Origin of the sequence: Duganella fentianensis, assembly GCF_964031615.1 — a bacterium.
Lineage (GTDB): Bacteria > Pseudomonadota > Gammaproteobacteria > Burkholderiales > Burkholderiaceae_D > Rugamonas > Rugamonas fentianensis_A.
On the sequence record NZ_CAXIQN010000005.1, the window covers coordinates 180,160 to 193,120 of the forward strand.

9 protein-coding genes are annotated in these 12,961 nt (G+C 61.0%); all 9 read left to right on the forward strand.

Annotation, left to right across the window (positions count from 1 at the left end):
• Positions 1–5: 5 nt before the first annotated feature.
• The 9 genes from cobA (at position 6) to ABNT42_RS03395 (ending at position 12,892) form a co-directional block, all read left to right on the forward strand.
• Entirely contained in the window at positions 6–788 is a 783-nt protein-coding gene (gene cobA, locus ABNT42_RS03355; protein ID WP_348693984.1) for a uroporphyrinogen-III C-methyltransferase, read from the forward strand.
• A 275-nt stretch (positions 789–1,063) separates the two neighbouring features.
• Positions 1,064–2,383, forward strand: a complete 1,320-nt coding sequence (locus tag ABNT42_RS03360) for an MFS transporter (RefSeq protein WP_348693986.1) — start codon at positions 1,064–1,066, stop codon at positions 2,381–2,383.
• A gap of 41 nt (positions 2,384–2,424) precedes the next feature.
• On the forward strand, positions 2,425–4,956 hold the full coding sequence (nirB, locus tag ABNT42_RS03365; protein WP_348693988.1) for a nitrite reductase large subunit NirB: 2,532 nt from the start codon (positions 2,425–2,427) through the stop codon (positions 4,954–4,956).
• A gap of 10 nt (positions 4,957–4,966) precedes the next feature.
• The gene (gene nirD / locus ABNT42_RS03370) at positions 4,967–5,314 is read left to right on the forward strand and encodes a nitrite reductase small subunit NirD (RefSeq protein WP_348693990.1); all 348 of its coding nucleotides are present in this window, start codon (positions 4,967–4,969) and stop codon (positions 5,312–5,314) included.
• Complete coding sequence (locus ABNT42_RS03375; protein ID WP_348693993.1) at positions 5,311–6,528, forward strand: FAD-dependent oxidoreductase; 1,218 nt, start codon at positions 5,311–5,313, stop codon at positions 6,526–6,528. The genes nirD and ABNT42_RS03375 overlap by 4 nt, the downstream gene beginning before the upstream one ends.
• A gap of 21 nt (positions 6,529–6,549) precedes the next feature.
• Positions 6,550–9,273, forward strand: coding sequence for a molybdopterin-dependent oxidoreductase (locus tag ABNT42_RS03380; RefSeq protein WP_348693996.1), 2,724 nt, complete (start codon positions 6,550–6,552; stop codon positions 9,271–9,273).
• Between the two features lie 53 nt (positions 9,274–9,326).
• Positions 9,327–10,697 (forward strand): glutamine synthetase family protein, encoded by a 1,371-nt coding sequence (locus tag ABNT42_RS03385; RefSeq protein ID WP_348693999.1) that lies wholly within the window; start codon positions 9,327–9,329, stop codon positions 10,695–10,697.
• A 132-nt stretch (positions 10,698–10,829) separates the two neighbouring features.
• Positions 10,830–11,969, forward strand: a complete 1,140-nt coding sequence (gene potA / locus ABNT42_RS03390) for a polyamine ABC transporter ATP-binding protein (protein WP_348694002.1) — start codon at positions 10,830–10,832, stop codon at positions 11,967–11,969.
• A gap of 14 nt (positions 11,970–11,983) precedes the next feature.
• Positions 11,984–12,892, forward strand: coding sequence for an ABC transporter permease subunit (locus ABNT42_RS03395; protein WP_348694005.1), 909 nt, complete (start codon positions 11,984–11,986; stop codon positions 12,890–12,892).
• Positions 12,893–12,961: the final 69 nt, after the last annotated feature.

Genomic DNA, 12,961 nt, shown 5'->3' on the forward strand with positions numbered 1-12,961 from the left:
GCAGCATGGGCAAGGTAACACTGGTAGGCGCAGGGCCGGGCGATCCGGAACTGCTGACCATCAAGGCGGTGCGCGCCATACAGCAGGCCGACGTGGTGCTGATCGATGATCTGGTCAACCCCGCCATACTGGACTACGCACCGGCCGCTGCGCGGGTGGTACAGGTGGGTAAGCGCGGCGGTTGCGCTTCCACGCCGCAGGAATTTATCGAGCGGCTGATGGTGGCCGAAGCACGCGCGGGACGGCAGGTAGTGCGTCTCAAGGGCGGTGACCCGTATCTGTTCGGGCGTGGCGGCGAGGAGCGCGCCACCCTGCAGGCGCACGGCATCGCCGTCGAGGTGGTGCCCGGGATTAGCAGCGGCGTGGCGGCACCGGCCAGCATAGGCGTGCCGCTGACGCACCGCGACTGGAGTCAGGGGGCGATCTTCGTTACTGGCCATGGCAAGGATGAACAGTCCGAGCCTAACTGGCAGGCGCTGGCGCAGAGCGGCCTGACGCTGGTGATCTATATGGGCGTGGCGCGGGTGGAAAGCATACAGGCTGGCTTGCTGGCCGGTGGTGCTGCACTCACCCTGCCCGTGGCGGTGGTGCAGTCGGCCACGCGCGCGCAGCAGCGTCAGGTCGTCACTACGCTGGGCCAGCTGCCGCAGGTGCTGCGCGAGAGCGGCCTTGGTAGCCCCAGCATTATCGTCATTGGCGATGTGGTGCGCTGCGCCGAAGCGTGGCAGCAGCTGGTGAAGGAGCAGGTGCAGGAGCAGGAGCGCGCCTGCACCGCCACTGCCCGCTAATGGTGCACCGATAAAGTGCGCTTCTGCACCGCCAGCTAGCAGTGACGGTGCAGAGCAAAGATCGAATCAGCACAGTCAGACTGATTTCCCTCTGACTCCGTGGCTTCCCTTAGTTGGCACGGCTCTTGCAATACTCAGGGTAAGGGATCAACGGCGATCCCCCCGAATACAACGCTGGCCTAAAGACGGGCTGGCAGGACAACGGCGTCCGCCCAACCCGGTCTTTGCGACCGTGGTTGCGCGGGCGCCTTTTTGTTTTCTGAACGGGATAGAAAATGGCCAGCAAAGCTCACAGCATCCAACTCTTCACCATGTCGTCGCCTTCGATGCGGGCGTTCCATCTGACGTGGATGGCATTCTTCGTCTGCTTCTTCGCGTGGTTTGCCTGCGCGCCGCTGATGCCGGTAATTAAAGGCGAATTCGGTCTGAGCGTAGCCCAGATTGCCAACATCAATATCGCTGCCGTGGCGATCACCATTCTTGTGCGCCTGATCGTCGGCCCGCTGTGCGACCATTTCGGCCCGCGCCTGACCTATACGGGGCTGCTGCTGGTGGGTGCGATTCCCGTGATCGGCGTGGCTTTCGCCCAGAGCTACGAAAGCTTCCTCTTCTTCCGTCTCGGTATCGGCGCGGCGGGTGCCAGCTTCGTCATCACCCAGTACCACACCTCGGTGATGTTCGGTCCGAAAGTGGTCGGCACGGCCAATGCGGCCGCCGCAGGCTGGGGCAATGCCGGCGGCGGTGTCGCGCAAGCCGTGATGCCGCTGCTGATGGCTGCCATGATCATGCTGGGTGTGAGCGAAACGCTGGGCTGGCGCGCTGCCCTGATCGTGCCGGGCGTGCTGATGATCATCATGGCAGGCGTGTACTACCGCTATACCCAGGACTGCCCGCAAGGGAACTATCTGGAACTGCGTGCTGCCGGAATCGCCATCGAAGGCGGCAAATACGGCGATGCCAAAGGTGGCGCGTGGGATAGCTTCAAGCGTGCTGCTGGTAACCACCGCGTATGGCTGCTGTTCATCACCTACGGCGCATGCTTCGGCATCGAGATCTTCATCCACAACATCGCCGCCATCTACTACGTCGATCACTTCAAGCTGTCGCTGGCGCAGGCCGGCATGGCGGCGGGCAGTTTCGGTCTGCTGGCGCTGTTCGGCCGCGCACTCGGTGGCTGGGCATCGGACAAGCTGGCTGCCAGCGGCTCGCTGAACAAGCGCATCACGCTGCTGTTCGTGCTGATGCTGGGCGAAGGCGCGGGCCTGCTGATGTTTGCCCATGCTGGTGATGTGACGCTGGCGATCGCCGCCATGCTGGTGTTTGGTCTGTTCACCCACATGGCTTGCGGCGCAACCTATGCCATCGTGCCTTTCGTCGACAAGCGCGCACTGGGCGGCGTGGCCGGCATTATTGGTGCGGGCGGCAACGTCGGCGCTGTTGCTGCCGGCTTCCTGATGAAAGGTCTGGGCAATACCCAGCAGACGCTGACGGTGCTCGGGGTACTGGTTGCCGCATCGGCTCTGTGCGCACTGGCTGCCCGCTTTAGCAGCAGCACGGAAGAAGAAGCCATCGTCGCCGCCAAGCTGGCAGCCTAAATTCTATAAGCCCAATACGCCCATTAAGAGGAACAGCAATCATGAAAATCATCGTTATCGGTCACGGCATGGTGGGCCACAAGTTTCTGGAAACGCTGGCTCAGAGCGATATCAGCAATCTGCAAGTGACAGTGCTGTGCGAAGAGCCACGTCCCGCTTACGACCGGGTGCACCTGTCGGAATTCTTCTCGGGTAAATCGGCACAGGATCTGTCGTTAGTGAAGCCGGGCTTCTTCGAGCACGATAGTCTGGCGCTGCGCCTGAACACCCGCGCTACCCAGATCGATCTGGTCAACAAGAACGTCACCACGGCGGACGGCGATGTGCTGGACTACGACAAGCTGGTAATGGCTACCGGCTCGTACCCTTTCGTGCCGCCGCTGCCGGGCAAAGAGCGCAAGGACTGCTTCGTGTATCGCACCATCGAAGATCTGGAAGCCATGCTGGAATGCGGCAAGCGCGCCAAGACGGGCGTGGTGATCGGCGGGGGTCTGCTAGGTCTCGAATGCGCCAAGGCGCTGCGCGACATGCAGCTGGAAACCCATGTGGTGGAGTTTTCGCCGCGCCTGATGGCCGTGCAGGTAGACGACGGCGGTGGTCGTGTGCTGCGCCGTAAGATCGAAGAACTGGGCGTGACTGTCCACACGGGCAAGAACACCACGGCGATTGTGGATGGCGTGGAGGGCACCCACCGCATGGAGTTCGCTGACGGCAGCCATCTGGATGCCGACATGATCGTGTTCTCGGCCGGTATCCGTCCGCGCGACATGCTGGCACGTGAAAGTGGCCTGACTATCGGCCCGCGCGGCGGCATCGAAATCAATAACAACTGCGTGACTTCCGATCCGAACGTGTATGCGATTGGCGAGTGCGCGCTGTGGGGCGGCCTGACTTTCGGTCTGGTGGCACCCGGCTATGAAATGGCGCGCGTGGCGGCTAAACATATACTGGGTGAAGCCGCCGAATTTGCCGGTGCCGACATGAGCACCAAACTGAAACTGATGGGCGTGGACGTGGCCAGTATCGGCGACCCGCACGGTAAGGTGGAAGGCAGCCGTTCCTACCAGTTCACCGACGAACGCAAGCAGATCTACAAGAAGATCGTGGTATCCGATTGCGGCAAATATCTGCTCGGTGGCGTGATGGTGGGCGACGCCAGCGAATACGGCACGCTGCTGCAGATGATGCTGAATAAAATCGAACTGCCTGAATCGCCTGAATTCCTGATCCTGCCGCAATCCGATGGTGCAGCCAAACCGGCACTGGGCGTGGACGCGCTGCCGGAAACTGCACAGATCTGTTCCTGCAATGATGTGAGCAAAGGTGCGCTGTGCAAGGCGGTCGCAGGCGGCGTGACCAATGTATCCGACCTGAAGAGCTGCACGGGTGCCGGCACTTCCTGCGGCGGCTGCGTGCCGCTGGTCACACAGGTGATGAAGGCCGAGATGAAGAAGCAGGGCATGGAAGTCAACAACCATGTATGCGAACACTTTGCCCACTCGCGTCAGGAGCTGTTCCATCTGATCAAAGTCGGCCAGATCAAGACTTTTGCCGACCTGCTGGACAAGCACGGCAAGGGTCTGGGCTGCGACATCTGCAAACCGCTGGCCGCGAACATGCTGGCCACCGTGTGGAACGATTTCGTGCTGAAGAAGGAACACGCCAGCCTGCAGGATACCAATGACTACTTCCTCGGCAATATCCAGAAGGATGGCACCTACTCGGTGGTGCCGCGTATGCCCGGTGGTGAAGTAACGGCCGATGGCCTGATTGCGGTGGGCATGGTGGCTAAGAAGTATCAGCTCTACACCAAGATCACGGGCGGTGCACGGGTCGACATGTTCGGTGCCCGTCTTGAACAGCTGCCGCTGATATGGGAAGAACTGATCGCTGCCGGTTTCGAATCGGGCCACGCTTACGGCAAATCGCTGCGCACGGTGAAATCCTGCGTAGGTTCCACGTGGTGCCGTTACGGCGTGGACGATTCCATCGGTCTCGCGATCGAACTGGAGAACCGCTACAAGGGTCTGCGCACGCCGCACAAGATCAAGTTCGGCGTGTCGGGCTGTACTCGCGAGTGCGCCGAAGCACAGGGCAAGGACGTGGGCGTGATCGCCACCGAAAAAGGCTGGAACCTCTACGTGTGCGGCAATGGCGGCATGAAGCCGCGCCACGCCGAACTGCTGGCGACGGAACTCGATAAGGCCACGCTGGTGCGCTATATCGACCGCTTCCTGATGTTCTATGCCCGCACGGCGGATCGCCTGCAACGCACCAGCGTCTGGCGCGAAAACCTTGAAGGCGGCCTCGATTATCTGAAGCAGGTCGTGGTCAACGACAAACTGGGCATAGGCGCCGAGCTGGAGGCAGACATGCAGCACGTCGTCGATACCTACGCCTGCGAATGGAAGGAAGCAGTGGAGAATCCGGAAACTCGCAAGCGTTTCCGTCACTTCGTCAACAGCGATCAGGGCGACGCCAACGTCCTGTTCATGGAAGAGCGCGGCCAGATCCGGCCCGCTACGGTGGAAGAGCGCCAGCGCGTGATTCCGATTGCAGTCAACGCAGCCTGAGGAGAACGTTATGCATCGCGATATTCAAACGGATAACTGGATTAGCGTCTGCCAGCTGGACGACATCGTACCCAATACGGGCGTGTGTGCGCTGCTGAATCAGCGCCAGATCGCCGTGTTCCATGTGCAGGCTGGCGAAGCGCGCGTGTTCGCCATCGATAACTACGACCCTAACTCGCAGGCGTCTGTGCTGTCGCGCGGGCTGGTGGGTAGCGTGGGCGAGCGCATCGCGGTGGCTTCGCCCATCTACAAGCAGCATTTCGATCTGCAGACGGGCGAATGTCTGGAAGCGCCCGAGCATTCCGTCAACACCTATCCGGCCCGTATCGAAGACGGCAAAGTGTGGGTGGGGCTATGAACAAGCCCGCGCTGGTAGTGATAGGGAACGGCATGGCAGGGATGCGCACTGTCGAGGAACTGCTCAAGCTGGCGCCAGAGATGTACGACATTACCGTGTTCGGCGCCGAGCCGCACGGTAACTACAACCGCATCATGCTGTCGCCTGTGCTGGCGGGTGAGAAGCAGATGGACGACATCATGATCAACAGCCGTGAATGGTATGTGCAGAATGGCATTACTTTGCACGCCGGTGATCCGGTCGAGCATATCGACCGGCGCAACCGCGTGGTGCGGGCCCGTTCCGGCCTGAGCGTGCGCTACGACCGTCTGCTGATCGCGACCGGCTCCAAGCCTTTCATCATTCCCGTGCCGGGCCACCAGCTTAGAGGCGTGCTGGCCTTCCGCGATATCCAGGACGTGGAGAGCATGCTGGCCATGGCGCGCAATCACCGCCATGCCGTGATCATCGGTGGCGGCCTGCTGGGACTGGAAGCGGCTAATGGCCTGCAGCGTCAGGGCATGTCTGTCACGGTGGTGCATGTGTCGGATGCGCTGATGAACCAGCAACTCGACAAGCCTGCGGCGCAGTTGCTGCAGAAAGCGCTGGAAGGCAAGGGACTGAAGTTCCTGATGAATGCCCAGACCGAGGAGATACTCGGGCCGGACAAGGTGACGGGAGTGCGCTTCAAGGATGGCAGCGTGATTCCCGCCGATCTGGTGGTGATGACGGCCGGCGTGCGGCCGAATATCGAACTGGCCAAAGCGGCTGGCCTGCATTGCGACCGTGCCATTGTGGTGGATGACACGCTGCAGACTTACGATCCGCGCGTGTACGCTGTGGGCGAGTGCGTGCAGCACCGCAGCGCCACGTTCGGACTGGTGGCTCCCATCTGGGATCAGGCACGGGTGTGCGGCGCCCACCTTGCCGGTGCCGGTGTGCGGCGCTACGTGCAGCAGACTTCGCCCACCCGTCTGAAGGTGACGGGGGTGGAGCTGTATTCCGTCGGTGATTTCATCGGCGGCGAAGGCAGCGAAGATCTGGTGCTGCGCGATGCGCGTCGTGGCGTCTACAAGCGGCTGGTGCTCAAGGGCGGTCGCCTGATGGGCGCGGTGCTGTATGGCGACGTCAAGGATGGCCCGTGGTACTTCAAATTGATACAGAGTGGTGCCGATATCGCTGCCATTCGTCCTACCCTGCTGTTTGGCGAGGCGCTGTGCGCCCGTGCTGCCTGAACTAGATATTGCGAGCATAAAGTGAATCTCTCTTCCGACCATCTGGCGATCCGAACCACCTGTGCTTATTGCGGCGTTGGCTGCGGCGTGCAGGCCACGCCGAAAGGCGATGGTACGGCCACCATCAGCGGCGATACGCTGCATCCGGCTAATCGTGGCCGCCTGTGCGTGAAAGGCTCGGCACTGGGCGAAACGCTTGGGCTGGAAGGGCGGCTGCTGTATCCGCAGGTGCGCGGCGAAGATGGCCTGCGCCGCGTCTCGTGGGATGCCGCGCTCGATCAGGTGGCAGGCCAGTGGCGCAGCATCATCGCCGAACACGGTCCGCAGGCAGTAGCGTTGTACGTGTCCGGCCAGCTGCTGACGGAAGACTACTACGTCGCCAACAAGCTGATGAAGGGCTATGTGGGCAGCGCGAATATCGACACTAATTCGCGCCTGTGTATGTCATCCGCCGTGGCGGGCTACAAGCGCGCTTTCGGTGAAGATCTGGTGCCGCTGTGCTACGACGATCTGGAACTGGCCGATCTGGTGGTGCTGGTAGGGTCGAACACGGCGTGGTGCCATCCCATCCTGTTCCAGCGCATCCTCAAGGCCAAGGAGCAGCGGCCGGAAATGAAGCTGGTGGTGATCGATCCGCGCCGCACTGCCACCTGCGAACTGGCCGACCTGCATCTGCCGGTGAAAGCTGGCACAGACGTGTGGCTGTTCAACGGCTTGCTCAGCTATCTGGCCCGCATCGGTGCGATGGACCCTGCTTTTGTGGAGCAGCATACCAATGGCCTGACAGCAGCACTGGAAACAGCGAATATCGATTGCGCCGATCCTGCTGCAGTGGCGCGTATCTGCCGCATCGATCCGGCATTACTGCTGGAGTTTTACGAACTGTTTGCTGCGACGGCTAAAACCATCACCGCCTATTCCATGGGCGTGAACCAGTCTTCCGCCGGTACCGACAAAGTCAACGCCATCATCAACTGCCACCTGATCGGCGGGCGTATCGGCCAGCCCGGCATGGGGCCGTTCTCCATTACGGGGCAGCCGAATGCCATGGGCGGACGTGAAGTCGGCGGGCTGGCGAATATGCTGGCCGCCCACATGGATCTGGAGAATGCCGATCACCGCGATGTGGTGCAGACCTTCTGGGATGCGCCGGTAATGGCCGATAGCGGCGGCCTGAAAGCGGTAGATCTGTTCAAGGCTATCGAAGATGGCAGCATCAAGGCTGTGTGGGTGATCGCGACTAATCCTGTGGTCAGCATGCCGGATGCCGATCAGGTGCGGCGCGCGCTGTCGCGTTGCGAACTGGTGGTAGCCAGCGACATCATGCAGGACACCGATACCAATGCCTACGCCGATGTGCTGTTGCCCGCGCTGGGCTGGGGCGAGAAGGATGGCACGGTGACCAATTCCGAGCGCCGCATTTCGCGCCAGCGCGCCTTCCTGCCTGCACCGGGTGAAGCGCTGCCGGACTGGAAAATCCTGTCGCTATTCGCCCAGCGCATGGGCTATAGCGGCTTTGATTTCCGCAGTGCGCACGGTGTGTTTGCCGAACATGCGCGCCTGAGCGGCTTCCGCAACACGTCAGCCGATGTGCCGCGCATGTTCGACATCTCCGGTCTGGCCGGATTGAACGCACGCGAATACGATGATCTGGAGCCGACCCAGTGGCCGGTGCGGCGGCTGCCGAGTGGCCAGCTAGAGGTTGAGGAACGATTGTTTGTAGACCGGCAGTTTGCCCATGCCGATGGCAAGGCGCGCTTTGTGCCAACGGCGGCACGGGCGCCCGTGAATGCGGTCAGCGAGGACTTCCCGCTGGTGCTCAATACGGGCCGCGTGCGCGACCAGTGGCACACCATGACGCGCACGGGCAAAGCCCCGACGCTGGCCGACCACACGGCCGAATCGTTTGTCGATATCCACCCGCAGGATGCGCTGCTGCATGGCGTGCGCGAAGGCGAACTGGCACGCATCAGTTCCGAATGGGGCGCCATGGTGGCACGGGTGCAGCATGGTGGCGGCATCCCGCGCGGCAGCGTGTTTATTCCCATCCATTGGAATAACCAGACGGCGTCCGATGCGCGCGTGGGGGCGCTGGTCAATCCGGAAGTCGACCCTGTGTCCGGCGAGCCGGAGTTCAAGCACACGCCTGTGCGTATCGAACAGTTCCGCGTCAACTGGCACGGTTTCATCCTGAGCCGCAGCAGCAAGGCGCTCGACAGCGTGGCGCACTGGACCCGCATACAGGGCCGCAGCTTTAACCGCTATGAGCTGGCAGGGCGCAACGTCATCAAGGACTACAGCGGCTGGGCGCGTACGCTGCTGGGCGTGCATGATGCTGAAGCCGACTGGCTCGAATACGAAGACCGCACGGCGGGCGTGTATCGTGCCGTGCACATCGTCGATGATCGCATCGAGCAGTGCATTTTCCTCTCGCCGCGGCAGGACATGCCATCGCGTGCATGGCTGGCCAGCCTGTTCAGCAAGGAGGTGCTGAGCGAGATCGATCGCGTGGGCCTGCTGGTGGGCATGCCGGTAGAGAAGGGTGCCGATGCCGGCCCTACCGTGTGCTCGTGCTTCGGCGTGGGCCGCAACACCATCTGTCAGTCCATCGTCGAGAAGGATCTGAAAACCGTACAGGAAGTCACCGCCTGCCTGAAGGCGGGGGGCAACTGCGGTTCCTGCGTCCCAGAAATCAAGAAGATACTGGTGCAGACACGGGTCGAGGCGGCAGAAGAAAAGTTGTAGATATGGTAAATTAAGACTGCGATATCGCGCATATCCATATAGAGAGCGTAAGCATGTCTATCCGTGAGAATTTTACTGATGCTGATATGGAGCAGTGGCTCAATGAACACCGGGTCACTGAAATCGAATGTCTGGTGCCTGACCTGACGGGTGTGGCGCGCGGGAAGATACTGCCGCGCGCCAAGTTCAGCAAGGAGCGCGGCATGCGCATCCCCGAAGCGGTGCTGGGCATGACGGTGACGGGTAATTACCCGACCGACGACGTGGCTTATGACCGCGCCATTTCTTCCACCGACCGCGACATGATATTGCGCGCCGATCCCGGCAGCATTACCCGCGTGCCGTGGGCGATAGACCCGACGGCGCAAGTGATCCACGACTGCTATTTTGCCGATGGCACGCTGGTGGATTTTGCGCCCCGTTCCGTGCTGCGCCGCGTGCTCAAGCTGTATGCCGACCGTGGCTGGCGCCCTGTGGTGGGGCCGGAGCTGGAATTCTATCTGACCGAAAAAAGCGTCGATCCCGATCTGCCGCTGAAAGCGCCGGTAGGCCGCAGCGGCCGTGCCGAGACTAGCCGGCAGGTGTACAGCATCGATGCGGTCAATGAATTCGATCCGCTGTTCGAGGATATCTACGACTACTGCGCACTGATGAACCTCGATGTGGATACGCTGATCCACGAAACGGGCGCAGGCCAGATGGGGCTGAACTTCCAGCATGGCGATCCGCTGGCACTGGCGGACAATGTGTTCTACTTCAAGCGTACCCTGCGCGAAGCGGCGCTCAAGCATGGCATGTACGCCACATTCATGGCCAAGCCCATGGCCAACGAGCCGGGATCGGCCATGCATGTGCACCAGAGCGTGAGCGATGCAGCCACGGGACGGAATATCTTCAGCACGGATGATGGTGCACCTTCGGTCCAGTTCCGTCACTACATCGCCGGTCTGCAGCGCTATACGCCGGCCGGTATGGCCATCCTCGCACCGTATGTGAACTCCTACCGCCGCATCGTGCGTCACACCAATACGCCCATCAATATCCAGTGGGGCATGGACAATCGCACGGTGGGCTTCCGTATTCCTATCTCCGGAGTGGAGCAGCGGCGGGTGGAGAACCGCATCATCGGAGCCGATGCCAACCCCTATCTGGCCATGGCGGTGACGCTGGCCTGCGGCTATCTGGGCATGGTGGACCAGCTGGAGCCGACACCGGCCACTACCAGCAGCGCCTATCCCAATCTGTTCGAGCTGCCGCAAAGCCTGTCGCAGGCGCTCACCATGCTACGGCGCGAAGACCGCTTGCGCGAGGTACTGGGCGAGCGCTTCGTGGATGTCTACAGCGCTATCAAAGAGGTCGAGCATCAGGAATTCATGACCGTGATCAGCCCCTGGGAGCGCGAGCACCTGCTGTTGCATGTCTGATACTGTTGCACTCCGGCCCCCGGACTACGTAGGGGCCGCAGAGTGGCTATATAATCACGGGTTCTAAAATTGGGGGCGGCTTGCGGATGGCCGCCTTTTTTATATTAATCATATTATTTCTATTTAAATAACATGAGCAAAGAGCGAGCTGCTGCCGGTGCGGGCCAACCATTTCTGCTGATCCGCAATCTCGTCAAGGATTTTGACGGCGTACGCGCCGTGAACGATGTGTCGGTCGAAATCAACAAGGGCGAGATTTTTGCGCTGCTGGGCAGCTCCGGTTGCGGTAAATCGACGCTGCTGCGTATGCTGGCCGGCTTCGAAACCCCGACTTCGGGCAAAATCCAGCTGGCCGGTCAGGACATTATCCCGGTGCCGCCGTACCAGCGCCCCATCAACATGATGTTCCAGTCGTATGCGCTGTTCCCTCACCTGACGGTGTGGGACAACATCGCGTTTGGCCTGCGCCGCGACGGCCTGCCGAAAGATGAAATTGCCGCGCGGGTGGAGCAGATGCTGAAACTGGTGCAGCTGTCTAAGTATGCCAAGCGCAAACCGCATCAGCTGTCCGGCGGCCAGCAGCAGCGCGTGGCGCTGGCACGCAGTCTGGCCAAACGTCCGCAGTTGCTGCTGCTGGACGAGCCGCTCGGTGCGCTCGATAAGAAGCTGCGCGAACAGACCCAGATGGAACTGGTGGGCATCATCGAAGAAGTGGGCGTGACCTGCGTGATGGTGACGCACGATCAGGATGAAGCCATGAGTATGGCGACCCGCATTGCCGTGATGAGCGAAGGCCGCATCCTGCAAGTAGGCGCGCCCGGCGAAATCTACGAGACGCCTAACTGCCGCTTCGTGGCCGACTTCATCGGTAGCGTGAATATGTTCGAGGGCAGCGTCAGTGCCGACGAACCCGATCACGTCATCATCGACTCGCCGGAAGGCCAGCACTACATCACCCACGGTATTACCGGCACGCTGGGCATGCCCGTGTCGGTGGCTGTGCGTCCGGAGAAAATCAGTCTGCAGCAGCAGGCGCCGACGCAGGAGCAGCGTGCGCAGGCCGTGGAACATGGCTACAACTGCGTGCAGGGCGTGATTACGGCACTGGCCTACTTCGGCAACGAGACCCATTACCACGTGCGCCTCGACAGCGGCAAGGTGCTCAAGGTGTCGCGCACCAATGCAGCGCGCCATGAAGACTCGGTGCTGGAACGCGATCAGCGCGTGTATGCGTGGTGGGATGGTGCCGACGTTGTCGTGCTGACCAGCTAAGGCGGAGTGCAGCCATGAATTTTCTCAAACAGCTAGTGACGTTGCGCTGGCTCACGGGACGTACGGCGGTGATCGCCGTGCCTTTCCTGTGGCTGACTTTCGCTTTCCTGATTCCGTTCCTGATCGTGATGCGCATCAGCTTCACGGAGGCCGATGCGGGTGGCAATCCGTTCGGTACGCTGATGACGCTGGTGGATGGTGTGATCACGCTGAAGATCAAGATCGCCAACTACCTGTTCATCGCACAGGATGACCTGTATGTGCTGACGTATCTGAGTTCGCTCAAGTTCGCTGCCATCACGACGGTGCTGTGCCTGATCATCGGCTACCCGTTCGCCTACTTCATGGCACGTTCGCGCACGACGGTGCGCCCAGTGCTGATGATGATGGTGATGCTGCCGTTCTGGACTTCCTTCCTGCTGCGTATCTACGCGTGGAAGGGCATCCTCGCGAATAACGGCATCCTCAATCACATCCTGATGAGCATGGGTGTGATCACGGAACCGCTGCATCTGATGAATACCCAGTTCTCGCTCATCATCGGCATGGTGTATGCGTATCTGCCGTTCATGATCCTGCCTCTGTACGCCAATCTGGTGAAGATGGATGGACGCTTCCTCGAAGCAGCGGCCGATCTCGGTGCTACGCCGGTGCAGACGTTCTGGCGCATTACCGTGCCGCTGTCCAAGTCCGGCATCATCGCCGGTTCCATGCTGGTGTTCATTCCGGCCGTGGGCGAGTACGTGATTCCTGAACTGCTGGGCGGTCCGGAAACGCTGATGATCGGTCACGTGCTGTGGGATGAATTCTTCACCAATAACGACTGGCCGATGGCATCGTCCGTCACCGTCGTGGTGATCCTGCTGATCCTTGTGCCGATGGCGATCTTTAATAAATACAAAGCCGAACAGGAGGCCCGCTAATGAGTGGAAACTGGTTACAGCGCTGGTTCGGGCGCGGCTGGCTGTCGATGGGCTATCTGTTCCTTTACC